The organism is Streptomyces huasconensis, from assembly GCF_021028635.1.
GTDB lineage: Bacteria > Actinomycetota > Actinomycetes > Streptomycetales > Streptomycetaceae > Streptomyces > Streptomyces huasconensis.
Window position 1 is genome coordinate 6,597,862 of sequence record NZ_CP086119.1, and the last position, 26,959, is coordinate 6,624,820.

Below are 26,959 nucleotides of genomic sequence, written 5' to 3' on the forward strand. Positions count from 1 at the left end.
GGGAGGCGAGTGAGATCTGATCGTGATGAATGCGGGGGAGGGGGCTCGCATGAGCGCGCGGGTTTATCCGATTGCCGCGGGACGGCCCGGTCGGATAGGAATCCCCCCATGCTCAAGGGTGACAAGATCGGGCTCAGGGCCCGGTACGAGGACGACATACCGGTGCTGCGGACCGAGCTCTACGACGACGTGGTCATCGGCTCGCGGGCCGAGGCCGGGCCATGGCGGCCGATCACACCCGGCGCGAAGGACCCGCGGCTCTTCGTGGACGACAAGGAGCAGGGGCACGTCCCGTTCTCCGTGGTGGAGCTGGAGGGCGGCGCGCTCGTCGGCACCGCGACGCTGTGGGGCATCGACAACCACCACCGGTCGGCCCACATCGGCCTCGGCCTGCTGCCGTCCGCGCGCGGCAAGGGCTACAGCACCGACGTGGTCGCGGTCCTGTGCCACTACGGCTTCGTCGTGCGCGGCATGCGGCGGCTGCAGATCGAGACGCTGGCGGACAACACCGCCATGCTGCGCTCCGCCGAGCGCAACGGCTTCGTGCGCGAGGGCGTGCTGCGCTCCTCGGCGTGGGTGCTCGGCGAGTTCCTCGACGAGGTGCTGCTCGGACTCCTCGCCGAGGAGTGGCAGCCGTCCCTGAAGGGGTGGGCTGTCGGCCGGAGCGCGGTGGACTCGGTCGCTGCGCTCGGCTGAACGGGATTGTCGCTGCGTGCGGCTGAACGGCTCCGTCGTGGCGCTCGGCTGAACGGCGTCGTCGCCGCGCCGGCTTGAACGGATGCGTCGCCGCGTTCGGCTGAACGGCACCGTCGCTTACTTGAACGCCGAGGAGTGGCAGCCGTCCCTGAAGGGGTGGGCCGTCGGCCGGGGCGCGGCGGAGCCGGGCGCCGCGCTCACTTAAACGGCTGCGTCGCCCCGCTCAGCTGAACGGCCCCGTCACTCCCCTCACGTGAACGGCACCGTCAGCCAAGGGCTGTCCGGGTCCGTGGTCAGGGCGCGGTGGGCGTGCAGGACGTCCGTGTACCAGGAGCCGAACGACTCGTCGTCGAAGTGCAGGCAGCGGCCCAGGATGTATCCCGCCGAGAACTCCTCCCACGACGTGTACGCGGCCTGCGCGGCCCGTGACGTCCGCTCGACGGCGGCGCGCAGCTCCGCCTCGGTCGCGTACCGCGCGCCCCTGCCCCAGCGGGCCATCTTGGAGGCGCGGCCGATGTCCCAGGCCGCGACGGTGCGCACGAAGCCGTCGGGCGGCAGGAGTTCGTCGGCGCGGAAGCGGGCCTCGTAGCGCAGGATCTTCCCGACCAGGCCGCGCATCGCCCGCACGAAGTCATCCAGCTCCGGGTCGTCGCCCGGCCGGTGCGGGGTGTCGGGGCCGCCGGTCTCCACGACACGGTTGCGCAAGGTGACCTCGACGCACTCCCGCCACCGCTCCGGGTCCAGACGGGGGCCGACCTCGGCGATCACCGCGAGCCGGGCGCCGAGGACGAAGTCCCAGTACCAGGGCGAGACTTCGCACGTCAGCAGCCGCTCCTGGGTGGCGAGCCAGTCCTCGCGGCTGTGCACGCCCCAGGACTCCGCCAGGCGGCCCACCTCGTTGTGGTGGCCCGCGCCGTGCCAGTCGAGGGTGTTCCACGGGGCGCCGTTGGCGAAGCACAGGTGCGCCCCGCAGGCCAGGCCGTGCAGCAGCGGGCCCGGTTCGGGCGCCCCGGTGCGGCGCGTCTCGATGCGGTCGCCGAGGCCGTCGTCCCGGTGGTGGCGCTCGTGCAGGTCGGCCCAGACCTCCCGCTCCTCGTCGGTGGTCAGGTAGTACTGCTCGCACGGCGTCGCCGGGTTGATCACCAGGATGTCGACGTCGTCCGGACAGCCCACCGCGAGCGCGCCGAGCGTGACGAACTCGTAGACGACGGCGGGATGCGGGCGCGGCAGCAGCCCGGCGGTGTACACCTGGGCCGCCTTCCGGCCGTCCGGCAGGTCGACGGTGAGCAGCGGGCTCGCGTCCGCGTCCGGGTCCTTCTCGTGCAGCGCCACCGGCCGGTACAGGCCTTCCACGGCGACCGCTCGCAGATACGTGTACGCGTCGTCGGCCTCGCACAGCTCGTACAGATGCTCTTCGAGGTCGGCGGGTGCCTGCCAGCGGCTGCCGTCCTCCGGGGCGGGGACGAAGGGGAAGATCTCGTCGTGGAACTCGTCCTCGGCCTCGGCTGCCGCGTGCATCGTCGTTACTCCGGTCTCGGGTCCGCATCCCGGATGCGCTTCCGGGCGCATCCGGATCGATCTTGGTCGTAGCGCACCTTACGCGGGCACCTCAAGCCGCAGCGACTTCAGGCCGTTGATGAAGTGGGAGACCAGCCGCCGGGGCGGCGCCGCGAGCCGCAGTACGGGCAGCGCCCGGGCCACTTCCGCGTGGAACACCCGCAGTTGGAGCCGGGCGAAGTGCGCGCCCAGGCAGATGTGCGGCCCCTCGCCGAACGCCACATGGGGGTTGGGCGAGCGGGCCAGGTCCAGGCGGTGCGGGTCGGCGAAGACACGCTCGTCGTAATGGGCGGCGGCGTGGAAGACGACGACCTTGTCCCCGGCCGCCACCCGTACCCCCGCCAGCTCTGTGTCGCGGGCCGCGGTGCGCCGGAAGCTGAGCACCGGCGGGTGCGCGCGCAGCAGTTCGTCCACGGCGGTGGCCATGCCGACCGTGCCGTGGCGCAGCCGTCCGTACTCGCCGGGGTTCCCGGCGAGCGCGAGCAGCCCGCCCGGGGCGGCGGACCGCACCGTGTCGTTGCCCGCGACGGTGAGCAGGAAGAAGAACATCTCCAGCTCCGGGACGGCGAGTTCGGCGTCCGTGGCGAGCGTCGTCAGGATGTCGTCGGCGGGGTGGTCACGTTTGTACGCGGCGAGCGCCCGCGCGTAGTCGAACATGTCGCGCAGCATCGCGGGCGAGCGCGGGTTCACGGGAGCTTCGCCGGGCCCGCGGGCCGTCGGGGCCGCCCCAGCCGTTTCGGCCGCCTCGTCGGGGTCCTGGTATCCGATGACGCGCCGCGTCCAGTGCAGCAACAGGCCGCGGTCGTCCGGCGGGACGCCGAGCAGGTCGGCGAGGTTGAGCAGGGCGTAGTCGTCGGTGACGGCGGTGACGACGTCGAAGGTGCCGTCCCCGGCGCGGGCCCGCTCCACGCCCGCGGCCAGCAGGGCGCGCGCCCGCTCGCGGGCCCGCGCCTCGAAGCGCGCGACCCGCTTCGGCGTGAACGCCCGGCTGACCAGCCGACGCAACCTGCCGTGTGCGGGCGGGTCCTGATTGAGCATCATGCGCCGGATGAACGTCAGATCGGCCGGGTCGGGATCGCGGATCTGGGTGGCGCCCAGGTGTGAGGAGAAGGTGGCCGCGTCCTTCAGGACCCGCACGACGTCCGCGTGCCGGGTGACCGCCCAGAACCCCGGGCCCGCCGGCCAGCCCAGTACGCCGGGCTCCTCCTGCCAGGCCACGGGGTGGTGGTCGCGCAGCACGCGGTACCGCTCATGGGGGACACCCGCCGCGTACAGGCGAGGGTCGAAGACGTCGGGGACGGGCGGCGTCGTCGTGCCGCGCCGCGGGCTCACGCCCCGGAGCCTTCCGGGCCGGTGTCGGCGCGCAGGAAGTCCTCGACCGTACGGATGAGTTCCAGGGGCACCTCGTCCATCGCGTAGTGCCCCGCCCCGGGCAGCTCGGCCAGCTCCCCTCGCGGGTACGCGCGCAGCCACGTGCTCCGCAGCAGCTCCGCCGAGAGCGCCGGGTCGAGCGCGCCGGCGACGGCGAGCGCGGGCACGGGCGCCCCCGCGACCTCGGCGTGGAAGTCCTCGCCCGCCCAGGAGTCCAGCCAGGCGCGGAACGCCTTGGCGTCGCTGACCGCGAGCGAACGGTCGACCATGCGGTCCAGCCAGGCGCGGGGGCGCACACCACCCGTGGTGAAGTCGATGATGGCGCGCCGGTTCTCCGGAAGGTGCGCGGCGGAGGCGAACAGCTCCCACTGCTCGGGCGGCAGCCGCAGCCCCGACGCGGGCACGGGCGACACGCCCACAAGACGGCGCACCCGGTGCGGAGCGGCGGCCACGACGCGCTGGGCGACGCTGCCGCCCATCGAGTGACCGACCAGCGAGAACCGCTCCCAGCCGAGCCGGTCGACGAGATCGAGGACATCGGCCGCGCCCTCGCCCGTCGTGTACGCGCCGACCGCGTCCCTGGCCTCGCCGTAGCCGCGCAGGTCCACCACCGCGTACTGGAACGAGTCGGTGTCGAGGTCCGCGAGCACCGGATCGTACGCCGACCGGTCGGCGAACCAGCCGTGTACCGCGACCACCTTGTGCGGGCCTTCGCCGAGCAAAGTGTGGGGGAGCAGGTAGGAGGCCACATCGACTCCGATCGCCGGTACGTCCGGTCGACGCCGGTCGGCGCCGGCCCGCGACCACGGTGGCCGCAACCACCCGGCCGCGCAAGGGGGCGCGGGCCGTACGGGGAGCGCCGGGGGTGAACTTGGCGGACGGCCTGCGGCGCGGCACCACCGTTGGTCAGAATGTGGCATGGCCATCCGCCGCCTCAGCTACCGGCTCGTTCAGGAGCCGGACACCGGAGCCGTCCGTCCGATCCCCGCCGAGCCGCGGGAGACACATCACCGGGAGCCCCTGCCGGAACCACACCAGGAACCCGTGGGGGAGTTCAGCGCCGCCGTCGAGCGGATCATCGGAGGGTGCTCCGAGCTGAGCTACAGCCTGCTGCCGGACGGCGGCCGCCTCCTGTGCGCGGCGCTGCCGGGGCAGCGCGTAGAAGGCGAAGGGCAGCGCGGGGAGGGGGGCGGGCGGCTCGCGGAGGGAGACGGGCAGCGCGTGGAGGCGCTGCACCTGGGGGCCGACACCCCGGGGCCCGGTCCCGTGTGGCCGATCGACACCTGGCGCTCCGCCGCCTGGGAGCCGGACGCCGGTGAGACGCTCGCCGCCGGGTTCGTCGAGTCCGAACTCCCCGTGCCCGAGGCGCACTTCGACCGTGAGCGCCTCGTGGAGTTCGCCAGGGCGCGTGCGGACCGCGTCGCGCCCTTCCTCACCGATGTGCGCCGCCTCTTCGACGACCCCGCGGGCCGCCAGATCGTCCTCGTCGAGGAGGACCCCGAGACCGTGGCCCACTGGGTCGCCCTCGCCTGCGCCTCACTGCCCGACGCCTACGTCTCCGCGCTGACGTTCACCACCTGGACCGCCGACCCGCACGGCGCCCCGCAGCAGATCATCGGCACCGGCCCGGCCGCCGGCTTCGACCGTACGGACGAGGCGACGGTCACGTACCTCTACCGCGTGCACGACGGCACGGGCGGCCCCCAGAGCCCGCCCGCCGCGTTCGACGCCTGGGCCCAGCTGACCGCCGAGCGGTGGCTCTCCGGCAACCCCCCGCGCCCCGCGGCACGCGCCGAGGACGCCTTCGAGCTGCTCCCGCTCCTCTCCGGCGGCAGCCGTCCCGGCCCAGGACCAGGCCCAGGCGCACGAACAGGGGCAGGAGATGAGGGCGAGGGAGCGGTGGGCGCCCCCTCGGGCGCCGACCTCGCGGGACTCGGCGGCGACTGCCTGCGCGCGGTCTTCGACGCCCTCACCCGGTCCGTGGAGCGGGACGAGACCGACTCCCGCACGCTCGACGCACTCGAAGGGCTCTGCCGCGGCCTGGAGGGCGAACAGGCCCGAGCCGCCCAGCCGTTGGCACTCGCCCTGGTCAAGCGCCACCTCGACGCCCCCCGCGCCCGCGACACGCTGCCCGACCTGACCGCCTTCGAAGGGTTACCACTCGGCCAGGAAGCCTGGCGCCAGCTGCGCGAGGAGTACGGCGACCGCGCCGATGCCGCCCTGCGCCGCAGGCTGCGCGACCCCATCCTCACCTGGACCGAACCGCTGCGGCTCGCCCTCGCCGTGGGCGCCGACGGCGGACCCGGGCTCGCCGAGGCCATGGACCGGCTCGCGGGGAGCCTGCTCCGCCCCGACCGGCGCGACTGCGCGCACGCCGTACAGGTCCTCGAAGAGGTCGGCCACCTCCCCTTCACCCACCGGGTGCTGCGCCTGCTCATCGTGGACTTCACCGACCGCAAGCTCGACCGCCTGCGGGAGCTGGCCCGCTCCCCGCAGGGCGACTGGCTGCGGCGGCACATCGACGGCGCCCCGCTCACCATCCGCCTCGCCGAGGCCGCCGCCCGCTGGTCCGGCTCCCCGGACCACCTGCGCGGGGCCGACCTCTTCGAACGGCTCACCGCACTCGTGCCCGGCGGGCGGATCAAGGACGTCACGACGCTGCGGCTGCTGTGGCACATCGTGTGGCGCAACACCCCGCCGGACCGCGCCGAACAGTCCTGGATCGCCCGCACCTGCACGCCCCGCCTGATCGTCGAGGCGGACCTCGGCCGCCGCATCACCGGCTGGATCAGCTATCCGGATCACTGCGACGCCGAACTGGTCGCCTTCGCCCGCGACATGCGCGAGGACGGCCTGCTCGGCGCCGCCGAGCGCCACACCGCCGACCTGCTCGTGACGGCCCAGGACCTCGCCGACGGCCGCCTCCGCGTCGACCGGACCGCGCTCAAACGCCTCGACGAGCTGTTCCGCAAGGTCGCGCCGAGGAGCCAGGTCCTGCGGCAGGGCATCGGCGAGCGGCTGGGCCGCGCCCTCGCCCGGGCGAACCCCCTGGACGTGTGCGACCCCCACGGCCTGCGGCTCCTGTTCACCGCCGGGCCCGAACTGCTCGGCAGCTACCGCGCGTACTTCCTCGACGAGGCCACCCGGGGCCGGCTCCTGCGGGAACTGCCGTACAACGCGGCGGAGTTGGCCGCGTACTTCCACCTCTGGCGGCCCCGCCGGCGGCACGGCGTCAGCGAGGAGTGGCGCAGGACCGCCGCGGAACTGCTCGACGAGGTCCTCGCGCCCGTCCTTGCGCGCCTGGACGACCACCACCTCGGCCGCGTGGCCACCGTCTTCCAGCGCGAGGGCCAGGACCTCCAGGAATGGACGGCGTGGCGCCACCGGATCAAGCAGCGGGACGAGTGACCGCTCCCGGTCCCGTTCCGGGCAAGGCGGCCTGGGGGCCGCGCCCACATGCACCCCGCACGCTCCACAGGAAAGGACCAGCGTGAGCGACACCAGCGAGACCGTCGTCGTCGACAACTTCCCCGGCGGCAGCATGGCCAGCCGCCCCGTGCACTTCATCTGGATGCTCGACTGCTCGGGCTCCATGGGCGTGAACGGCAAGATCGGCGAGCTGAACTTCGCCATCCGCGAGGCCATTCCCGAGATGCAGCAGGCCGCCCAGTCCAACCCGGCCGCCTCGTTGCTGGTCCGGGCCATCACCTTCGCCAGCGGCGCCAGCTGGCACGTCAGCGAGCCCACCCCCGTCGACCAGTTCTCCTGGGAGGACGTCCACATCTACGGCGGCACGGACATGGGCGCCGCCTTCAAGCTGGCGGCCGGCGCGCTGCAGACCCCGCCGATGCCGCAGCGCGCCCTGCCGCCGGTCCTCGCGCTCGCCTCCGACGGGCAGCCCACCGACGACTGGCGGGCCGGGCTGCGCGCCATCGACGCCACCCCCTGGGGCAAGCGGGCCGTGCGCGTCGCCGTGGCCATCGGCGACGACGCCGACAAGAGCATGCTCAAGGAGTTCCTCGGCAACCCCGAACTGGAGCCGCTCCAGGCGAAGAACCCCCGCCAGCTCGCCGCGGCCATCCGCTGGATGTCCACCGCGGTCGTCAAGGACGCCTCCACGCCCAAGGTCGACGACGGCGCGAAGCCCCATGTCCCGATCGACGTCCCGTCGATGACCAAGGGCGAAGACGACATCTGGTGACCGGGCCGCAGACGGTGACCGGACCGCATCCGGTGTCCGGCGCCCCGAGTCCGGCCGCGCCCTGGGCGCTGCTCAGCGGCGCGGTCAAAGGGGTGGCGAAGAAGTACAGCCAGGACCGCGGCGTCGCCCTGCCCGTCGCCGGGGACCGCGCGGTCCTCCTCGCGGTCGCCGACGGGCACGGCAGCGCCGCCCACTTCCGCAGCGACCTCGGGGCGCGCTGGGCCGTCGAGGAGTTCACCGCGTGCGCGCGGCCCTTCGCGTACGAGGCGGTCCGCGTCGGCGGCGACGCGGCGCGCTGGACCGCGTTGCGCGAGGAGGCGCGCCGCCTGCCGCAGCAGGTCGGCCACCGCTGGCACGAACGGGCCCTGCTGCACGACCGCAACGCGCCCGCGCACGGCGCCCGACCCCGGCCGCCGCGGCGCGGCGCCGCGGCGCGCGACCGGGCGGAGCCCCCGGACCTCGCCGCCTACGGCAGCACCCTCATCGGCGCCGTCCTGACCGAGGACATGGTGTTCTGCTGGCAGTTGGGCGACGGGGACATCGTCTTCGTCGACGACACCGGCGCCCCGCACACCCCGCTCTCCACCGGCCCCGACATGGGCGACGAGACCGACTCGCTCTGCGAGCCCGAGCCGTGGCGCAAGACCCGCTCGCACTGGCAGCCGTTCACCGGCGGCGCCCCGCCGTGCCTGCTGCTCTCCACCGACGGGCTCTCCAAGAGCTTCGCCGACCACCAGGGGTTCCTGGACTTCGCCACCGGCGTCGGCGACCGGGCCGCCCGGCACGGCGCGGCGGCCGTACAGGAGCAGCTCCCGGACTGGCTGGCGCGCGCCGCCACGTACTCCGGGGACGACACGACCCTCGTGGGCGCCGTCGCGGCGCCCCCACAGCACAGCCACGAGACGTGAGGCCGCGCAGGCCTCGCGGGCAGAGAGGAACAGCATGGTGAACGGCATGCTCGCCGCCGGAAAGACCCTGGTGGCCGAGTCGGGGGAGAAGCTGAAGGTCGCCGAGCTCTTCGGCTCCGGCGGCCAGGGCGAGGTCTACCGCGTCACGACACCCACCGGCGACCAGGCGGTGAAGTGGTACTACCCCCAGCTGGCCGACGCCCGCCAGCGGGAGATCCTCGAAGGGCTCATCGCCAAGGGCTGGGACGACCCCCGCTTCCTGTGGCCCCGCTCCATCGTGATGGACCCCGAGGGCAAGCAGCCCGGCTTCGGGTACGTCATGGACATACGCCCCGCCCGCTTCTGCGACCTGCCCGCGCTCTTCCGCCGCGACCCCTCGGTGTCCGCGGCGACCATGCGCACCCTGGTGACCGTGGCGCTGCACACCGTCGAGGCCTACCGCGCCCTGCACTCCCGCGGCATCGCCTACCGCGACATCAACTGGGGCAACATCTTCTTCGACCCGCGTACCGGCGACGTCCTGATCTGCGACAACGACAACGCGGTCGTGGAGGGCGCCGAGGCCGGTGTCGCGGGCACGATGGACTTCATGGCGCCCGAGCTGGTCCGCGGCGACAAGGGCAGACAGCCCGGCACCCAGAGCGATCTGCACTCCCTCGCCGTGCTGCTCTTCCTGCTCCTGATGAACGACCACCCCTTCAACGGCGCCCTCGCGCTGAACATCCGCTGCATGGACGAGGCCGCCAAACGCAGGCTGTACGGCACCGACCCGGTCTTCGTCTACGACCCGTCCGACACCCGCAACCGCCCCGTGCCCGGCGAGCAGCCGACCGTCGTGGCGACGTGGGCCGCGCTGCCGCAGATCCTGCGCGACCTCTTCATCGACACCTTCACGAAGGGGCTGCGCAACCCGGCGGTGCGGGTGCGCGAGACGGTGTGGCGCGACGCGCTCAGCCAGGTCCTCGACGCCATCACCCAGTGCGGCGTCTGCGGCAAGCAGAACCTCACCCAGCCCGACGGCGCGCCGCCGGACTGCTGGAAGTGCCACACCACCCTCAAGCTGCCGCCCCGCCTGGAACTGACCACCGGCGCCGGCAGCCTGCGCACCCGCCGCGGCATCAGGCTCGCCCCGCACGCCCGCGTCTACGCCCACCACCTGCGGGACGACCCGGAGCGGCACGACTTCTCCGCCGTGGTCGGCGAGGTCACCGAACACCCGCAGCAGCGCGGCCGGTTCGGCCTCACCAACCGCACGAAGGCGGTGTGGACGGCGCGCAAGGAGGACGGGACCGTACGCGACGTGGAGCCGGGCAAGACCATCGCGCTGCGGTCCGGTCTGCTCATCGAGTTCGGCGGCGGGACGGAGGCCGTGGTCAAGGAGTGACCCCGGGCCCCCGGCACCCCCTCACGGCCGTTGCCGCCACCGGTGCCACCAGCCGCGCCACCAGGGAGGTGCGGGCGGCAGCGGAGGCGGAGGCGGCGGTGGTGCCGCGGGCAGGACCGCGTGGGCCGGTGCCGTGGCGATGGCCACGGCGTCGGGGCGCGGCAACGGCACCGCGGTGAGCGCGCACTCCTCGGCGGAGACCGGGATCTCCACCCGCCCGGCGAGCAGCGCGCTGCGTGGCACCCGGCGCTCCCCGCCCCGCGTCCCGTCGCTCCACGCCACCCGGACGAGGACCGCCGGTTCGGGCCACGCGAAGCGCACCTCGGCCCGGTCGGCGCCCAGTCTCCGTACCGCCAACTCCGTGATTGGCGCCGGGTGTTCGATGACAAGGCTCGGCCCGGAGACGGCCCGCTCGCCGAGCACGCTCACCGCCGTGACGCGGACGCGCCGCTCGGGCGGCGGGACCAGCTCCGCGCACGACTCGGCGCCGACCGAGATCGCGGGGATGCGGTCCGCCGCCCCCACGAGGCCCGACACGTCGGCGCCCGGCGGCACCGGCCCCGCCGTCCAGGGCAGCAGCACCCCGTCGCCGACCGCGGGCGGCCGCCACGCGATGGTCAACCGCCCGCCGTCCGCGTGCCGCCGCACGGTCAGCTCCTCCACCGGCGAGGGCCACCGCTCGGCGCGCGCGTCGATGGTGACACCGCGGGACCACACGAGGCCGCCGTCCGGATCGCGGTAGCCGCAGCGCACCTCGTACGTGTACGTCCCCGGGGCGAGGGGCGTGTCGAGCAGCCGGTCGTGGGCGCAGGGCACGCGCACCAGCGACCGCCCGCCCCAGCCCGTGGCGTCGTCGGCGGCGCCGGAACGTGTCACCCGCACCTCGGCCGCCGCCGGGTCGGGCCGCCAGCGCAGCCGTACGCCGCCCGGCACCACGTCGGCGCACAGCTCCGTCACGACGGGGGTGAGCAGCACCGGGCGGGTGACGCGCGGCACCCCGGCGATGCGGTCGCGGCGGCGCAACGGGAAGACGGCGTACCGCAGCGGGCGGCCCACGGGCGCGTCGGCGTCGACGCTGCCCGGTGCCGTCTCGCCCGCCGCCGTCTCGACCGCCAGATGCGGGGCGCCGTCGGGGAAGCGCAGGACGCGGTAGGTGACATCGTCGGCCGGGCGCCGCGGCGGGCACCAGGACAGCCGTACGTCCCGGTCGTCGGGCACGGCGCTCACCTCGGCCTCGGCCGGGGCGAAGGGGTCGTCGGCCAGCAGCGCGGCCACCCGCAGCAGGCCGGTCTGGGCGTCGGTGTCGTCCCGGGCCAGGCGGAGCGCCTCCAGCCAGGCCCGGGCGGACGCGCGCAGGGCGCCGGTGGCCTCCGATTCCGCGGCCTCGGTGGTGAGCCGGTCCACGTCCGCGGCCCGCGCGCGCACGGAGCCGACGAGCGCGGCCAGATGGTGGTCGTCGGGTCCGTCCGGGTAGACCGAGGCGCGCGGCAGCCGCGCCACGACCCGCTCCGCCTCGCGCAGCCGTTCGCCCGGCCAGATGTCGTCGAGGCTCTCCGCGGCGTGCCGGGCGGGCCCCGGCCCGGGGAACCCGGCGGCCACCGCGGCGGCGAGCTGCGCCGCCTCGCCGCGGTGCACGCCGAGCGCGACGGCCTCGGCGGCTCCCGGCGGTCCGCCGCCCCGGGAGCCGCCTTCGGTGAGGAGGCAGCACAGCTCCCACAGGACGAGGCGGCGCAGCCCCATCGCGTCGTCCACGAGGACCGTCGCCAGGACGGCCAGCAGGGCCGTGGCCCCGGGGGCGCGCGGGTCCGGCGAGGCCTGCCAGCGTGCCATCGCGTCCTGGACGTACGGGTGGTCGACGCGCCGCCAGATGCCGCCGCGGCCGGGGAACCAGAGTCCGTCGAGGACCCGGAAGCCGTCGTCCGTGGCGGCTCTCGGGAGCGTGCCGAAGAGGGAGTCCGTCGCGGGCGCCGCCGCCGGGGCGCGCAGCACGTCCGCCGCGTGCCGGAAGCCTTCCTTCCGTAGGGCGTCGCGCAGCGCGAGGTACCCCCGCATGCCGGGGGTGCGGGGCAGGGCGGGCAGGGGCGGGCGGGCGCCGCTCGCCGTCGGGTGTTCGCCGGGGCGCAGGACGGCCATGGCTCAGCCGCCCGGCGCCGTGTAGAAGTACACCCGGACCTCGGCGGTTCCGGGCCGTTCGCCGAGGTTGTGGAAGTCGTCCGTCGCCGTCTTCTTGGTGAACATGTCCGGGCGGCCCTTGCCGAGCAGGCCGTTGACGCGGTGGGCGTAGGCCGTGCCGCTCTGGCCGCCGCCGAAGGTCAGCACGAGTGCGGCCGTGCGGCCCGACCACTTGCGGGTGCGCCGCGAGATCTGCGAGACGAGGTCGCCCTTGTCCTTGCCCGACACCTTGAACTCCTCGGGGTGGCGGTCGACGGAGCGGGGCCCTGCCGGGGTGGGGGAGGGGGAACCGCCCTTGGACGGCGAGGGTTTGGGCCGGTCGTCGGCCTGCGGGTCCGGGCGGTCGGCCATCGACACCAGCGCGAGCACGAGCAGCAGGTCGGCGAAGAGCCATCCCGCGAGGGCGACCACCCCGAGCCGCCCGCCACGCCCACGCCCCGGCCGTCCTCGCGTCACGCGGAGCCTCCGTCCCGGGGAGCGGGCGGCGGGGGCACGGGACCGCTCTCGGGGAGCCCGCCGTCGGAGTGGCCGTTCCCGGCGTACGGGCCACCGTGGGCCGCGGCCGGGGCGGGCGCGGGGACCGGGCCCGGGGCCGCGGCCGGGGAGGACGCGAGCGGGGGCAGCGCCCCCGCGAGGGTGTCCATGCGGGCGTCGAGGCGGGCCGCCGCGTCCTGCCAGTGGGCGGCCGCCGCGTCCCACCGCTCCGTGGCCTCGCGCATGCCGTCCACCGCGTCGCCCGTGCGGCCCGTGCTGGACACCAGGGCCTGCGAGGCCGCCTCCGTCGCCTTCACCACCGACTCCGACCGCGCGACGAGTGACTGCTGAGCGGCGACCAGGGCCTTGAGGGAGGCCTCGACCGTGTCACCGGCGGCCTTGACGTGGTCGGCGATCCCGCGGGCCGCGAGCGCGTTGGCCCGGCCCGCCTTGGCGGTCGCCGCCGTGCCGTCGCGCAGGGCGGTGTCGATGCGGTCCGCCACGGCACCGAGCTTCGGCACTTCCTTGGTGAGGGAGAGCGCCGCGCTCTTCAGCGCGTCCGTGGCCTGCCCGACGGACGCCGTCGCGCCGCTGAGCGCCTTGTGGCTCCGCTCGGCCTTCACCGCCAGGTCGCCCATCTCCTTGGCGGCCTTCGTCAGCTCGGCGGTGAACTGCTGCGGGGAGGCGCTGCGGTGCGGCGCGAGCAGCATCTGCGTACGGGTGAGCACCGACGCCAGCTCGGCGAGCAGCCGCTCCTTCTCGGCCTCCCGCGCCGCGTCGTCGCGCTCCGCACGGGCCCGCACGCGCGCGTGCCACACCGAAAGGCCCACGAGCAGGGCGATGAGCACCACGGCCGTCAAGGCCACGTTCTCGAACCGTCCGAGCGACGACAGGTGCCCGCCGAAGCCCGACTGCCACAGCTGGAGGAAGGGCCGCGTGGCCTGCTTGCGGTTCTCCTCGGCCAGCTCGCCGTAGGCCCGCACGGCTTCCCGCAGGCCGAACCAGGTGATCAGGAGCGGCACGAAGACGAGGATGCCGAGGGCCGCCTCCAGGAGGCGGTCACGGCGCCCCGACGCCGGTTCCTCCGGTGTCCGCACGCTCTCCGGGCGTACGTATGTCTGTACGAGGTCGAGCTCCGCCCAGCTGTCGAGCCGGGTCATCGAGCCCAGGTCCCGGTGCAGAGCGGTCAGTTCGGCGCCGCGCGGCTCCAGGGCCGGCAGGGCGGCGAGCCGCCGCAGTTCCTTGATGACCAAGGCCTTGTCGAGCAGTTGTGCGGGCGTCAAGCGGGTTCTCCCATGGCTGGCGGGGTGGCTGCGAGGTGGCGTGCCGAGTGGCTCACGAGGCGGGGCATGGGGCGGGGCACGGGGCCGGCCGCAGGCCCTCTACCCGAGGACGTCACCCCTGCCCCGCCGGTTCCTGCCGTCACGGTTCAGTCGGCGCAACAGCTCCTCGGCGTCGGCGTGTTCAGGGTCCCACGTCAGGCACTTCCGCAGAGCCTCGACGGCCTCGTCCCGCTCGCCGCGCCGGTCCAGCTCCACGGCGTGCCGATAGGTCCGCTCGGCGAGCAGGCCGCGCACGCGGACGTTCGTCGGGTCGTGGTTGTACGCGCAGTTCAGCCACCGCTCGGCGTCGGCGAAGTGCTCGGGGGACATGTCGGCCATCGCGGCCGCGCAGTGCACGTCGATCATCGCGTCCAGCATGTCGGCACCGGCCGGTCTGGTCGCCGCGTCCTGCCAGGCGACGTGCGCGGCCTGCACGGCGTGGTCGTACCGGCCGAGCGACAACAGCGCTTGCGCACGGGCGAGTTGGCGCCGGGAGGCGTAGTCGAGCACCGGCGCGGGCGCGGACTCCGCGGTGGGCGACGTCGGCAGTGCGGTGGTGGAGCCGGGCGCGGGGCGGTCCGGCCGGTCCAGGTCGTCGAGCAGCTCCCGCGCCTCGGCGATGATCTCGCGCAGCAGGGCGGCGGCCGCCTCCCGCTGCCCCTGACGGGCGAGCAGCCGTGCCTGCCCGACGTCGCGGCCCCCGCCCCGGGGCTCCCGGCCGGCACGCTCTCCGTGCGATGCCACGGCCTCGCGGGGGTCACGCGCGGCCCAGAAGGCAGGAGCGGCGGCGCCCGCATCCCGTACACCCCCGGGCTCCCGTACCGTGTCGGCGTCCACCAGTGTCGCGGTGAGCGGCGGTGCGTCCGAGAGGGTGTCGTGGGTGGGGGCGGCCGGTTCCAGCGGGCCCTCCTCCAGGGCCGAGGGGCCCGCGGACGCCGCGCCGCCCGCAAGCCGCACCGCGTGCTTCAGCGCGCCGAGCGCCAGCAGCTCGGGCGGCGCGAGAACGCTCTGGCCGCCGAGCCCCTCGACCCGCGAACGCACCTGTTCCATCCGGGTGTTGCCGCCCACCAGCAGGACCGTGTCGACGTCCTCGGACCGCATCCCGGCCTGGTCGAGCAGGGTCCGGGCCCGGTCGAGCGTGCGTTGCACATGCCGGTCCAGGTACGCGTCGAGGTCGGGCCGCGCGATCCGCACCCACAGCGGGGGCCCCGCCCCCAGTTCCAGGTCCAGTACCGCCGCCTCCGGGCCGCCCGGCGAGCCGAGCGCCTCCCGCGCCTCCTGCCCCCGCGCGCGAAGCCCCTGCCACATGGCCGCGTCGAGCGCCTTGACCGAGCCGGGACCGCGGTGCCTGCGCAGCAGCCTGACCGCCGACGACAACAGCTCGGCGTCGAACGCGCGACCGCCCGACGTGGCCCCGCCCTCGTACCCCAGCGAGCGGAAGTGGCCGCGCACGCTGCGGATCAGGCCCAGCTCGAACCCCTCGTACCCCATGCCGTAGACCAGGCACGTGCCGCTGTCCCGCTCCGTCATGTGGCCGATCACCGCGGCCATGGAGTCGCTGACCAGCCGCGCCGGATCGAGCCCCGCCTCGCGCGCCGCGTCCCGCAGCGCCGCACGCTGCGCCGAGCCGTACCGCGCGGGCACGCTGATCACGGTCTGCGTCACCCGCCCCGGCGCCGCCGCCTCCACACGCTCGCGCAAGGACCGCAGCAGCCGCACCACGAGCCGGTCCGCCTCGACCGGCGTACCGCCCGCCCGCACCGGACGCCTCCCGCCGAGCAGACTCTTGACGCTGGGGAAGGTCACCGGCAGCTCACCCGTCTCGGCGGGCTCGCACAGCAGCCACGGCCCGTCCTGCGCCCCCGCGTCCAGGCGCCGCCCCGGCCGGTCCTGCGGCGCGTACAGCGCCCGCAGTCCCGTGGCGCCGAAGTCGATGCCGAGACTGACGGGGAGCGCCCCCGGCGCCGGGCGGTCCCCGTGATCGTCCCGCCGGTCCCGTGTCATCCGCCTGCCGTCTCTTCCGCGAACCGCAGGATGCCTTCGTAGTCCGGCTTGTCGGGGAGCCTCGGCACGGCCCGCTCGGACTGGGCGATCGCCACCAGGTTCACGAGGTTGCGCGCCTGCTGGGCGGTCTGGACGCGGTTGCCCTGACGGTGGGCCTGCTTGACGTACTCGACCGCCTCGTTGATCTGCCGGACCGTCTCCGGAGGCGCGCCCTCCGAGGCCAGCTCGGCCTGGCGGAACTGGCTCGCCAGACCGCACTGGCGGTACATGTCGTCGAGCAGCAGCTCGGTCAGGCGCTTGTACTCGCCGCTGTCGCCCATCGCGACCGCCCGCTGCGCCTGCTCGATGTCGCGGCGCACCTTCATCGCCTGCACCGGCTCGATGTAGGGCCCGTACCGCTTCAGGAAGTGGTCGGCCTCCCGCTCGGCGAACGCCAGCTGCTCGCGCAGGACCGCGCTGTCCACCAGCTCCTCCACCGGCTCGGGCGGCGGGGTGCGCGGCTTCTCCCGGTTCGGCGTGGCCTCCAGGACCATGTCGGTGCCGCGCACACTGATCTTCACCGTGATGATGCGGTCCGCCGAGTAGTTGAAGGAGACATCCACCTGGCGGTTGATCTCGATCTCCTGCGGCAGCTCGAACTCCACCACGCCCTGCTCGTGGTTCTCGCTCGCCACCTTGCTGTCGCCCTCGTACACCGGCACCCGGATGCGGCGGCTGTCCGTCGCGTGGAAGGTGCGCCGGCGCGGCTCGGAGAGCGGGTACGGCGAGCCCGCCTCGATGATCTCGACGAACACGTCGCTCTGGCTGCCCTTGATCGCGGCGATGCCCATCGCCATGGGCGTCGACTCGTACAGGCCGGTGTCGCCCTTGGACCGGCCGTCGGCCAGGCTGCGGCCGCACGCCGCACAGGCGCTCGCCCCGTAGTCGTTGACCTTCGCGCACCCGGCGTCCGAGCACTCCACGCCGCGCAGCGTCTCGGCGAGGACACCCGCGCCGAACGCCACACACTCCATCGGGTTGATGTTCCTGCGCACCTTGTCCGCGCCGAAGAACGCCTCCACCGCCTCGTACACGGACCGCGTGAGGGTGCCGCCGCCCACCAGGAGGACGTCCGAGATGTCGTCCGGGGACAGTTCGTACCGCGCCAGGGTCTCCTGGACGAGTGACATGGTCCGGCCGACCAGCGGCGCGATCATGGCGTTGAACTCGGCGCGCGTCAGCTTCATCTCGACGTCGATGACCCCGTCCGCGCCCCGGTACGCGGCCGGGACCACGATGTACGTCTCCTCCATGTCGTTCAGCTCCCGCTTGGCACGCTCGGCGACCTTCTTCGCGTGGAAGAGGAACGCCTTGTCACCGGCCGGGTCCACGTGGTGCTGCTCGCGCATCCACGTGATGATGTGCTCCACGATCGCGAGGTCGAAGTCGTCGCCGCCCAGCCAGATGTCGCCCGCCGAGCGCAGCACCTGGAACTGGCTGCGGCCCTCCTGGTCCTTGACCGCGTTCAGGACGGAGATGTCGAAGGTGCCGCCGCCGAGGTCGTACACGAGCACCCGGCTGCGCGCCCCGCCGGGCTTGTGCAGGCCGAAGGCGACCGCGGCGGCCGTCGGCTCGTCCACGATCTTCTTCACCACCAGGCCCGCCTTCTCGGCGGCCTCGCGCGTGGCGGCGCGCTGCGCGTCACGGAAGTAGGCGGGCACGGTGATCACGGCGTGCGTCACCGGCTCGCCCAGCGTGCGCGAGGCGTCCCTGACCAGCTTGTCCAGGATCACACTGGAGATCTCGGCCGGGGTGCGGGCCCGGCCGCCGAGCATCACATGCGCCCGGGGGTCCGTCTCGGGGCCCGCGACGATCTCGTAACTCATCCGGTCGCGCGCCTGGACCACGGAGGCGTCGGCGAAGTCCCGCCCCATCAGGCGCTTCACGGAGGCGATGGTCTCCTTGGGCTGCCTGATCGCCCAGTTCAGCGCGTCCTCGCCGACCAGCGGCTGGTCCTTGCCGTCCCGGTGCGCCATGCCGACGACCGACGGGGTGAGCCGTTCGCCCTTGCTGTTGGTGAGCACCGCGATGTCCGCGCGGTGCGGATCGTGGGCGGCCACCGCGCTGTTGGTGGTGCCGAGGTCGATGCCGATGGCCTTCATTCCCGCTCCGTCCCTTGCTCCGTGCCATGTTTCACCGTGCCGCCGTCCACCGTGTCGCCGTCCACGGCGACGACCACCCGGGCGGCGCGCAGCACGTGCCCCCGGAATCGATACCCGCGCTGAAGGACCTCAAGGACCTCGTCGTCACCGGCGCCGGGCGGCGCGGGGCGCACCTCGGTCACGTGGTGCGTCGCCGGCTCCGCCCGCTCACCGACCCGGCCGACCCCTTCCATCCCCTCCTCGGTCAGCGCCGCCTCCAGCTGTCCGGCGATCAGCGCGAGGCTGCCGCGGTACGTCCGGACGTCGCTCGCCGCGCCGTCCGCGAGGAGCCGGTCGAGGGAGTCCAGTACGTCGGCGAAGCGCAGCAACAGCCGTTCGGTGAGCGCCTGGTGGGCCGCGTCGCGGGCGGCCAGGTCGCGGGCGTGCTCGTAGGCGAGCCGTGCCGTCGGATCAGACATCGAAGCGGATCAGGTCGTCCAGGAGCCGCGTGGTGTCCTCCGGGAGCGGGGCGGGCGGAACGCCGGACGGCTCGGCCACGGGTTCCGGCGGCGGGAGCGCGGCCAGCAGACGCTCGAACTCGGCGTCGGCGCGTGGCAGTTCGACGTCGATGTCCACGTCGTACAGCAGCAGGTCGACGAGCAGTCTGCGGCGTACGCCGCGCAGCTCGTCCCACGCCTGCTGGGTGACCGGCGTCATCAGATGCCGGGCGAGCAGCTCGAAGGAGACGTCCCGCATGGCGGCGTGCGTCGTCCAGGGGGTCACGCCGGCCGGGGCGAGCACGTCGTAGGGGAAGGGGCCCTCCCAGCTCGCGTCGGGGTCCTTGATCACGCGACACTGCCTCCTGCTTCGGTCTCGGGGGTTCTTGGCGGGGTCGTGCTCCGGGTCCGTCCGGGCCGCAGCTCGGCGAGCCAGCGGCGCACCGCGTCGAGCAGGGCCTGTCTGACCCGGCTGTCGGTGGGGTCCGCGCGCGTGGCGCGGATCAGATGGTGCAGCGCCCACAGGGTCTCCCCGCGGCACAGCGCCCGCTCCGCCTTCTCCGTCAACTCCGCGGCCCAGGAGGGCAGATCGTCGTCGTCCGGCGGCGTCTCCTGGCCGTCGCTGCGGATCAGGTCGCCCATGCCGCCGACGCCGAGGTGCCGGGTGAGGAGCTTCTCCATCTCGTCGAGGGCCTCGCCGAGCGTCTCGCGGTAGCGGTGCGTCAGGGCCTGCCCGAGGCCGACGTCCAGCAGGCCCAGCGCCTCGCGGAGCAGCTCCAGACGCGCGGGCACCTCGTACGTCCGCTCGTCCAGGGTGAACACCAGGGCCCGCGCGAGGTTGTCGCGGGCGTGGCTGGACTCCGGGTTGAGGGCGAGCGCGCGGCGCAGGTCGGCCTCCGCGCCGTACACGTCGGCGCGCATGCCGTGCTTGGTACGGGTGTAGCCGCGCCACACGCCCCGCATGGACAGCAACGCCGAGAGCTTCGCGTGCAGTTGGCCGAGCACGTCGCGGTCCAGGGGGTGCAGCACCTCCGCGGTGGACTCGACGAGCGTGACGGCCTCGTCCAGGCAGGGGCCGAGCTGGACACCGTCCTCCCCGGTGAGGGCCTCGACCCGGCCGAGGACCGTGCGGATCACCGCCTTCTTCGAGCGGGCCTGCATGCCCGCGTCACGGGACACCCGCACCAGCTCCCGCCAGTGGCCGAGGGCCTCGTCCAGCCCGCCGCCGCCCCGCGTCAGGGCGGCCTTCGCCAGCGCGAGCCGGACGTGCACGGCCAGTTCGACGCCGTCCTGGAGCAGGCGGGCGTGGCGGCGCGGCAGCCGTACGTACGCGGGGTTGCGCAGCAGGAAGTCACGGCAGTGCGCGCAGTCCTCGGCATGCCCGGCGGCCGCGGCGGGGCCCGCGCAGTCGTCCGGCAGGGTGCTCAGCGTGCGCAGGGCGGGCAGCGCGCGCAGGGCGGGGCCGAACTTGCGCACCTCCGACAGGGCGAAGCTCCGCGCCAGCTCCGAGAAGGCCCAGCGCAGCTCGCGCACCGCGTACTCGCCGGGGTCCCTGCCCTGCTGGGCCGCCGTGTCGAGGCTCGCGACGAGATCTCCGAGGGGTTCCTGGAGGCGCAGCAGCCGCAGATAGCGCGGGCCGCAGGCCAGGGTGGCGCCCGCGCCCGGCACGGCCGGCAGACCGCCCACGTCCTTCAGTACGCGGGCCCCGCCCAGCTCGGACTCCAGGAGGCCCGCCAACGCCTGGTAGGCGGCGGCCTGTTGCGGCCGGTCCTGCTCGATGTGCCGCTGCTCGTAGGCCGACAGCTGGCCGAAGAGGTGCCGGCTCAGCTCCCAGCGCAGCGCCGCCATGTCCTCGTGGGTGACGTCCCGTACGTAACAGGCGGCGCGTTCGGCGCGCCAGCCGTCCCAGTACTCGTCGTCGCTCAGCAGCGTCGCCCAGTACGCGAGCGCCGCCTCCCAGGCGCTCACCGCGTGCTCCCAGGCGCCGGTCTGCTCCAGCTCCTGCGCCTGCCACAGCCGGGCCGCGGCCAGGCCGTGCACCACGGCCATGTCACCGGGGGCCTCCTTCAGGCGCCGCTCCCACTCGGCCGCGGCGGCCTCCCGGTCCCGCGCGAGGAGCAGCAGCAGCGGGGCGTCGCGCGGGAAGCGCTCGCACAGGGCGTCCAGCACGCCGGGCCCCTCGTCCGGGGAGAGCGCGGCGAGGGCGTCGCGCAGGGCCTCGGGGGAGTGCCACCGGTAGAGCAGGGCGTCGAGCCGCAGCCGCCGGCCCGGCAGCCGCAGCCGCTCCAGGGCGACGCGCTCGTGCCAGGACATGGAGCCGCACTCCAGCAGCGCGTACGAGGCGTTCTTCACGGCGTCCATGGAGGCGCCGGGGTCGACGCCGGCGTCCCGCAGGGCGAGATAGGGGAAGGCCTGGTCGCGCAGCGCGAACGGGTCGGCGACCAGGGGAGCGCTGATGAGACCGTCCGCCCAGGGGAGCAGCCCGAGGAGCCGCCGCAGCCTGCGGCACCGCACGTCGGCGCGGTCCAGCACACCGCGGGCCCGCTCATACGCGGCCACGGCCGCGCTCCACATGCCCGTGGACTCCAGCAACCGGCCCTGCGCGTACGCCAGATGGGCGTCGGCGTCCCGGTGCCCCGGGCACTGCCGGAGGGCGTCGGCGGCCCGCTGCCAGTCCTGGTGCGCGTCGGCGAGGCGTCCGCGCGCGTAGGCGGCGACGGCGGACGCGTCCCGGTGCGCCCCGAGCGCGTCGGCCTCGGCGACGACACGGGCCCAGTCCCCCTCGGCCTCGGCGAGCCGCACGCGCGCGTACCGCCCCCGGGCGGCGGCGTCGACGCCCACGCTCCGGGCTTCGGCCCGCTCCAGCTCCTCGTACGCCGCCACGACCCGCCGCCAGGCCTCGGCCCCTTCGGCCTCACCCTCGTCGATGCGGGCGCGCGCGTACCGCCGCCGCGTGGCGACGTCGGCCCACCGCGCGTCCATCGCTTCGTGGACGCCGAGCGCGTCCGGCCAGCGTCCGGCCAGTTCGTGGGCGCGGGCGAGGGCGTAGAGGTAGAGGTGGGCGGCTTCGTCGGGCGGGGTGTCGCAAGCGGGGTTCGCTGCGTCTTGCGGGTCGTCGCCCGGCGCGGGGGCGCGCGGCGCGGGCGGCGTGCCGTCCGGGAAGGCGCGGGCGTAGATCGCGCACGCCGACGCCCAGTCACCTGCCTCCTCCGCCTGGCGGCCCTCCGCCTTGCGCCGCAGCGCGGCCACCGCGCCCTCGCGCGCCGCGTCCGGGACCCCGGTGAGCAGACTGAGGACCGCCGGCCAGTCACCGCGCAGATCGGCGGCGACACGCGCGCGTGCGTAGAGGCGCCGGACGCCCACCTCGCCGTCCGCGTAGGTGTCGGGCAGCCGCCCGAAGCCGTCGATGACGCCGGTCCACTCGCCGCGCTCGTCGGCGGCCCGCCCGCGGGAGTACAGCACCCGGTCCGGTACGTCCGCCAACTCCGACGGCAGCTCCGCGAAGTGCGCGAGCGCCTCGGTCCAGTCACCCCGCTCCTGGCAGAGGCGGCCCAAGGCGTACCCGCGGAGGTGGGGCGCGTCGGAAGGCAGGCGGTCGCGGGGCACGTCGGCTCCGGCCCCCGGGCCGTACCCCTCGGCGGCCTCCCCGAAGGCCTCCGCCGCCCCCGCCCAGTCGCGCGCGGCCGCCGCCAGCTGCCCCTGCACGTACCGCAGGAGCGCCCCCGCGGCGCGGTACCCGGGCGGCAATGGAGTCAGGTGGGCGAGCGCGGTCGCCCAGTCGGCGGACTCCATCGCGCTAAGCGCCGCCTCGAACACGCCGCGCCGCAGCTCCCCGAGCCACGGCTCCGCGTCCCGGCCCCGCGCGGACGCCGCCGACAGAGCGGTGAGCGCCTCGACGAGGTGACCGGCGTCCGCCGCGCCGCGCCCGCGCGCGTAGAGGAGCCGTACAGCGCTGTCGAGGAACCCGTCGGCCGCCGCGTACCCCTCCACCGCCGCGTCCCACGCGCCGCCCGCCTCCGCCGCCCGCCCCGCCGCGTACGCACCCCACGTGGCCCACGCGACCGGCTCGGGCCCCGCCTGCGCGAAGGCCTCGCGCGCGGCAGGCCAGTCCCCGTCCCGCGCCGCCGCCCGGCCCCGCGCGTACGCCGCCCGCCCCGCCGCGTCCTCCAGCTTCGGGCACGCCGCGTACGCCGACTCGGCCGCCCGCCAGTCCTCGGCCGCCTCGGCGGTGCGCCCCTCGACGTACGAGGCCCACGCGGTGGCCGTCGCGTGCCCCGGGCGCAGCGCGAGGACCGTGGCGTAGGCGCGGGCGGCCGTGGCCCAGTCGCCCGCCCGGCGCGCCCGCTCCGCCGCCTCGCAGGTGCGGGCCACGTGGAGTTCGTCGCGGGCGGCGGCCAGCCGCTCCGCCACGTCCCGCAACCCGGCGGGCCGCGCGGCGAGGACTTCCTCGTAGTGGCTGATGGCGGCGGCCCAGTCGGCCGACCCCTCCGCGGCCCGCGCCCGCCCGACGAGCGCGGTCAGCCGCTCCAGCTCGGCGACCTCCGCCGCCAGGCAGCCCGGAACGGCACCCGGCAACTGTTCGCACAACGAGCCGAGTTGGTCCTTCGCGCCCGCGGCGTCCCGCTCCCCGGCGAGCAGCTCGCACAGCTTCTCCATCGCGGGCCAGGCCAGCTCGAAGGCGGCTTCGGCGCGCATCCGGTGCTGCTCATCGGCGTAGCTCCGGGTCGGTGTCCGCAGGATGCTCAGCACCTGCGACCAGTTCCCGAGGTCCCGCTGAAAGCGTGCCGCGCCGATCAGGACGGCCGAGCCGACGTGCCCCACCGGGCTCTGGAACGTCCGCAGCGCGTCCGCTCCCTCCCGCAGCGGGTCCGCCACCGCCCCGGGCCCGAACTCGTCGTCCCGCACCTCACGCGCCTTGAACAGCCAGCCCTGCCGGCACTCCTCGTGCAGGAACAGCGCGGGCGTCGCCCACTCCACCGCCGTGTGGTCCGGCTGGTGGGAGATGTGCAGCCGCGCGGCGGCCATCGACTCGTCGACGGTCCTGTTGGCCGCGATACCCTTCAGGAGTTCGGGGCTGAAGGCTCCCGCCGAGGCGTCACTCACCGGGCCCCGCATCGCCACCACCGCGGGCACGCCCCCGCCGATGAGCGCCTGCGCGAGCCCGGAGAACGGTTCGAGGTGCGAACTGTCGGCCCCGAAGCAGAGGTTGAGGGCGACGAGGCGGAGCCGCTGCGCCTTCAGGAGCATCCCGCCGAGCAGATCCGCCGGCACCCGGTCGACGCCGCCGCTGTCCGTCTCCAGCGCCACCACGCCCTTGCCCAGCTCGTGGTCGTACGCCCCGTGCGCGATCAGCAGGACGGCCGTGGGGAGTCCGGGGTCCGCGGCGAGGGCCGACTCCAGGCTCGCCCGGGTGGCCCGCTCCACCACCGTGGTCTGCACGGCCACTTCGGGCAGGTCGTGGCGGAGGGCGGCCACCTCCGCCGAGGCCCGCAGCCGCGCCAGGCCGCCGGGTGAGGCGCAGGCCACCAGGAGCCGGATCACGCTCGGCTCGTCCGCGGGGTCGGGCAGCCGCTGCCCGAGCGGTCCGCCCGGCAGTGAACGCGCCAGCGAGTAGCCGTGGTGGAGGGCGAGCGACTGCTGAGGGCCGCCGGGCGGTGCGCACAGCGCCTCCAGCGGCAGGTCACGCAGTTCGGGCGGCAGATCGAAGCGGAGCCGCAGCCCGCGCGGCGGGCGCATCCGCTGGGCGCGGTCGAGCGCGGCGTCGACGCAGGCACCGATCCCCCCGGTCGCCGCGCCGCGGTCGCTCGCGCCCTCACCGGGCTTCGCAGTGTGCCCCTTGCCCGGATCCGGGGCCTGCCCCTCGCCGCCGAACAGCAGGCGGAACACCCCGCGGCCGAGTTCCCGCAACTGCCGCACGGTGTGCTGCTCACCCATCGGCGCCAGCCCCAGCTCCGCCGCGATCAGCCGGTCCCACCGCTCACGGAACACCGCCGGCTCCCCGCCGACCGCGATGACCTCGGCCGCGCACGCCGGGCCGTTGGCCGTCACGAGATAGCGGGCGGCGCCGACGCGGCGGACCCGGATGCGCAGTTCCTCGTAGGCGAGCACGGCCGTCACTGCTCGCTCTCGTCGGGCTGCCACATGACGTGGTCGAGATCGGCCACCGCCGCGTCCCGCTGTTCCAGCAGGTCGGGGTCGTCGGGGAAGAGCACGAGAGCGGCGGTGAGCTGGTCGATCGCCTCGCGCAGCATGTCCCGCGCGCCGGACAGGCTCCCCGACCTCCAGCGCGCCGCGGCGAGCCCGCGCAGCACGACGCCGAGACTGACCTGAGCCCGCAGCAGGTGCGGGTTGAACGCGACCGAGCGGCGCAGATCGGCGGCGGGCTCGTCGAGCAACGCCTCCTGGTCGTTGGCCACGGAGATGCCGCGGTCCGCCAGGACGCGCGCCAACTGCCCCTCCAGGCGGCCGCGTTCGTTGGCGCCGATCACCGAACGCGCCGTCTCCAGGGTGGACACCGCGAGGCTGAGCCGTCCCGCGCGGTGGGCCGCGCGGGCCGCGCCGAGCGCCATGTCGACGATGGTGGTCTGGGTCTCGCGGTACCGCGCCAGCTCCCGGCCGTGGACCAGGGCCCGCCGCCAGTACGCGGCCGCCGCCGCGAAGTCCGGTGGCCGGGCGGTGAGTTCGGCGCGGCCCATGCTGAGCCGAGCCTCCAGGGCCAGGCCGCGCGCGTCGCGGGACAGCCTGCGGTGCTTGTCCGGAAGCCCGGCGTACCCGGGGTTCAGCTCGTCGAAGCGCGCGCACTGCGGCTCGCACACGGCCGCCGCCCCCGGCCCGCCACGCGCCGCACGGCAGTCGGAGCAGCGCAGCTCGGAGAGCGCGGCCAAGGCGTCACCGGGCTTGTCCGTCCCCAACAGCATGTGCGCGAAGCCGAGTTCGGAGAAGGCGTACATGAGAGAGGCGTACGTGGGAGAGGCGTACGCCGATGCCGTGCTGGAAGCGGCAGAGGCATCGGCTCCGGGGACGCCGGACGGACCGCCGCCCGGCCCGGCGGCGCCCTGGAGCTGGAGCGCCCGGGCCTCCTGGGCGGCGGCGAACGCGCCGAACTCCGCCGACCTGCCCAGCTCCGCGATGCGCAGCGGCCCGCAGAACAAGGGCACCCCGCCGCCCTCGGCCGAGGGGAAGCCCCCGACGGCGGCGAGCAGCTGCGCCGCGTCGGCCTCACGCCGGAGCAGCGGCCCCGGAGCGACGCGCGTACCGGCGTCGTCGTCGGGCATGCGCCGCTCCACTGCCTCGCGCAGCCCCGCCCGCAGCGCGGGGACGAGCGACGCCTCCACGGCCACGCCGTACCGCCGGGTGGCGTTCGCCCGGACCCGCTCCCAGAACCCGGCGTCGTGCAGCAGGGCCGCCCACGCGGCGACGCACCGCTCTACCCGTGAACCGCCCTCGGTGGCGGGCGAGTTAAGCAGAGCCAGCGCCAGGGTGTGGGTTATCCGGTGGTCGGCGGGGTCGTGCCGGACGGCGTCTCCGAGCAACTCCACGGCAGCCGCACGCCGGCCACCGCGGATGAGGGCGACGGCGGCCAGCGGGACGAAGGGGCCCGGCTCCCCGTCGAGCCGCCGGGCCGCGTCGATCAACGCCGCGGCCCGCGCCCACGCGTCGTTCCGCCGCCCCTCGGGACGATCGTCCCCGCAGAGACCGGGACCGCCGCCCGTGCCGTCGCCGTGCTGCTCGCGGCCGACGCCCATCAGCACGGTGACCGCGGCCTTGCGCAGCCGCAGGGCCACCTCGCGCGCGGGGCGGCCCGAGAGCGCCGCGAGGACCCAGCGGGCCTCGTCGTCCAGCGGGGCGATGCGCGACGCGGCGCGCAGGTCGGCGAGGGCGGCCTCCCGATCGCCCGCGCGGGCGTGCACGTAGGCGCGCTGGACCAGGCTGCGGCGGTGCGGTGTGCGGCAGGCCAGGGCCGCGGTGAGGTGGCTCCGCGCGGCGGCGAGATCCCCGCGGTGCGCGGCCGCGCAGCCCAGCCAGTGCAGCGGCCCCGCGGCGGCGGGCCGCAGCCGCCGCGCCCGCTCGAACTCCGCCACGGCCTCATCGACGTCCCCGCGGGCGAGCCGCACCCGCCCCACACCCGTACGGGCCCGCGCGGCGATCCGCCGCGCGGCTTCTTGGGGACCGGGATCGGGGGCGGCACCGGGGCTGGCGCTGGGGGCGGGGCCTGGGGCGGAGGCGGGGTCGTGTCCGGGGCCGGGACCGCGT

17 protein-coding genes are annotated in these 26,959 nt (G+C 75.2%); 5 read left to right on the forward strand and 12 right to left on the reverse strand.

What is annotated here, in order from left to right; all coding sequences use genetic code 11:
- Window positions 1-108 precede the first annotated feature (108 nt).
- Complete coding sequence (locus tag J2N69_RS29470; RefSeq protein ID WP_230903393.1) at window positions 109-696, forward strand: GNAT family N-acetyltransferase; 588 nt, start codon at window positions 109-111, stop codon at window positions 694-696.
- Window positions 697-945: 249 nt separating this feature from the next.
- Here J2N69_RS29470 and J2N69_RS29475 read toward each other — a convergent pair whose 3' ends face one another.
- The 3 genes from J2N69_RS29475 to J2N69_RS29485 form a co-directional block, all read right to left on the reverse strand.
- A complete protein-coding gene (locus J2N69_RS29475; RefSeq protein WP_230903394.1) occupies window positions 946-2,214 on the reverse strand; it encodes a DUF1266 domain-containing protein in 1,269 nt (422 codons plus the stop codon).
- A gap of 78 nt (window positions 2,215-2,292) precedes the next feature.
- The gene (locus tag J2N69_RS29480) at window positions 2,293-3,585 is read right to left on the reverse strand and encodes a cytochrome P450 (protein WP_230903395.1); all 1,293 of its coding nucleotides are present in this window, start codon (window positions 3,583-3,585) and stop codon (window positions 2,293-2,295) included.
- Window positions 3,582-4,373: an alpha/beta fold hydrolase gene (locus J2N69_RS29485; protein WP_230903396.1), complete on the reverse strand. Its 792-nt coding sequence runs from the start codon at window positions 4,371-4,373 to the stop codon at window positions 3,582-3,584. The genes J2N69_RS29480 and J2N69_RS29485 overlap by 4 nt, the downstream gene beginning before the upstream one ends.
- A gap of 169 nt (window positions 4,374-4,542) precedes the next feature.
- Here J2N69_RS29485 and J2N69_RS29490 point away from each other — a divergent pair, with 169 nt between their 5' ends.
- The 4 genes from J2N69_RS29490 (at window position 4,543) to J2N69_RS29505 (ending at window position 10,117) form a co-directional block, all read left to right on the forward strand.
- Window positions 4,543-7,032: a GTPase-associated protein 1-related protein gene (locus tag J2N69_RS29490; protein ID WP_230903397.1), complete on the forward strand. Its 2,490-nt coding sequence runs from the start codon at window positions 4,543-4,545 to the stop codon at window positions 7,030-7,032.
- Between the two features lie 133 nt (window positions 7,033-7,165).
- Window positions 7,166-7,825 carry a vWA domain-containing protein gene (locus tag J2N69_RS29495; protein WP_127911390.1) on the forward strand — a complete coding sequence of 220 codons (660 nt, stop codon included), beginning with the start codon at window positions 7,166-7,168 and terminating at the stop codon, window positions 7,823-7,825.
- Window positions 7,822-8,733 (forward strand): protein phosphatase 2C domain-containing protein, encoded by a 912-nt coding sequence (locus J2N69_RS29500; RefSeq protein ID WP_230903398.1) that lies wholly within the window; start codon window positions 7,822-7,824, stop codon window positions 8,731-8,733. Before J2N69_RS29495 ends, J2N69_RS29500 begins: the two co-directional genes overlap by 4 nt.
- Window positions 8,734-8,767: 34 nt before the next feature.
- The gene (locus J2N69_RS29505) at window positions 8,768-10,117 is read left to right on the forward strand and encodes a serine/threonine protein kinase (RefSeq protein WP_230903399.1); all 1,350 of its coding nucleotides are present in this window, start codon (window positions 8,768-8,770) and stop codon (window positions 10,115-10,117) included.
- Between the two features lie 21 nt (window positions 10,118-10,138).
- Here the strand turns inward: J2N69_RS29505 and J2N69_RS29510 are convergent, their stop codons facing one another.
- The 9 genes from J2N69_RS29510 to J2N69_RS29550 all read right to left on the reverse strand — a co-directional run bounded on the left by J2N69_RS29510 (window position 10,139) and on the right by J2N69_RS29550 (window position 26,820).
- Window positions 10,139-12,250 (reverse strand): hypothetical protein, encoded by a 2,112-nt coding sequence (locus J2N69_RS29510; protein ID WP_230903400.1) that lies wholly within the window; start codon window positions 12,248-12,250, stop codon window positions 10,139-10,141.
- Window positions 12,251-12,253: 3 nt separating this feature from the next.
- A complete protein-coding gene (locus J2N69_RS29515; protein ID WP_230903401.1) occupies window positions 12,254-12,745 on the reverse strand; it encodes a hypothetical protein in 492 nt (163 codons plus the stop codon).
- A complete protein-coding gene (locus J2N69_RS29520) occupies window positions 12,742-14,046 on the reverse strand; it encodes a hypothetical protein (RefSeq protein ID WP_230903402.1) in 1,305 nt (434 codons plus the stop codon). The genes J2N69_RS29515 and J2N69_RS29520 overlap by 4 nt, the downstream gene beginning before the upstream one ends.
- A 99-nt stretch (window positions 14,047-14,145) precedes the next feature.
- On the reverse strand, window positions 14,146-16,089 hold the full coding sequence (locus tag J2N69_RS29525) for an Hsp70 family protein (RefSeq protein ID WP_230903403.1): 1,944 nt from the start codon (window positions 16,087-16,089) through the stop codon (window positions 14,146-14,148).
- The gene (locus tag J2N69_RS29530) at window positions 16,086-18,230 is read right to left on the reverse strand and encodes an Hsp70 family protein (RefSeq protein WP_230903404.1); all 2,145 of its coding nucleotides are present in this window, start codon (window positions 18,228-18,230) and stop codon (window positions 16,086-16,088) included. Before J2N69_RS29530 ends, J2N69_RS29525 begins: the two co-directional genes overlap by 4 nt.
- On the reverse strand, window positions 18,227-18,688 hold the full coding sequence (locus J2N69_RS29535; RefSeq protein WP_230903405.1) for a nucleotide exchange factor GrpE: 462 nt from the start codon (window positions 18,686-18,688) through the stop codon (window positions 18,227-18,229). The genes J2N69_RS29530 and J2N69_RS29535 overlap by 4 nt, the downstream gene beginning before the upstream one ends.
- A complete protein-coding gene (locus J2N69_RS29540) occupies window positions 18,681-19,058 on the reverse strand; it encodes a hypothetical protein (RefSeq protein WP_230903406.1) in 378 nt (125 codons plus the stop codon). Before J2N69_RS29540 ends, J2N69_RS29535 begins: the two co-directional genes overlap by 8 nt.
- A complete protein-coding gene (locus J2N69_RS29545) occupies window positions 19,055-24,823 on the reverse strand; it encodes a CHAT domain-containing protein (RefSeq protein ID WP_230903407.1) in 5,769 nt (1,922 codons plus the stop codon). Before J2N69_RS29545 ends, J2N69_RS29540 begins: the two co-directional genes overlap by 4 nt.
- Complete coding sequence (locus tag J2N69_RS29550) at window positions 24,820-26,820, reverse strand: hypothetical protein (RefSeq protein WP_230903408.1); 2,001 nt, start codon at window positions 26,818-26,820, stop codon at window positions 24,820-24,822. Before J2N69_RS29550 ends, J2N69_RS29545 begins: the two co-directional genes overlap by 4 nt.
- Window positions 26,821-26,959 lie beyond the last annotated feature (139 nt).

What these genes read in the sequence shown, in the direction of transcription:
- J2N69_RS29495 (WP_127911390.1), top strand. Translation starts at nt 7,166, where the DNA reads ATGGCCAGCCGCCCCGTGCACTTCATCTGGATGCTCGACTGCTCGGGC.
- J2N69_RS29530 (WP_230903404.1), bottom strand. Translation starts at nt 18,230, where the DNA reads ATGAAGGCCATCGGCATCGACCTCGGCACCACCAACAGCGCGGTGGCC.
- J2N69_RS29525 (WP_230903403.1), bottom strand. Translation starts at nt 16,089, where the DNA reads ATGACACGGGACCGGCGGGACGATCACGGGGACCGCCCGGCGCCGGGG.
- J2N69_RS29505 (WP_230903399.1), top strand. Translation starts at nt 8,768, where the DNA reads ATGGTGAACGGCATGCTCGCCGCCGGAAAGACCCTGGTGGCCGAGTCG.
- J2N69_RS29490 (WP_230903397.1), top strand. Translation starts at nt 4,543, where the DNA reads ATGGCCATCCGCCGCCTCAGCTACCGGCTCGTTCAGGAGCCGGACACC.
- J2N69_RS29510 (WP_230903400.1), bottom strand. Translation starts at nt 12,250, where the DNA reads ATGGCCGTCCTGCGCCCCGGCGAACACCCGACGGCGAGCGGCGCCCGC.
- J2N69_RS29475 (WP_230903394.1), bottom strand. Translation starts at nt 2,214, where the DNA reads ATGCACGCGGCAGCCGAGGCCGAGGACGAGTTCCACGACGAGATCTTC.
- J2N69_RS29470 (WP_230903393.1), top strand. Translation starts at nt 109, where the DNA reads ATGCTCAAGGGTGACAAGATCGGGCTCAGGGCCCGGTACGAGGACGAC.
- J2N69_RS29535 (WP_230903405.1), bottom strand. Translation starts at nt 18,688, where the DNA reads ATGTCTGATCCGACGGCACGGCTCGCCTACGAGCACGCCCGCGACCTG.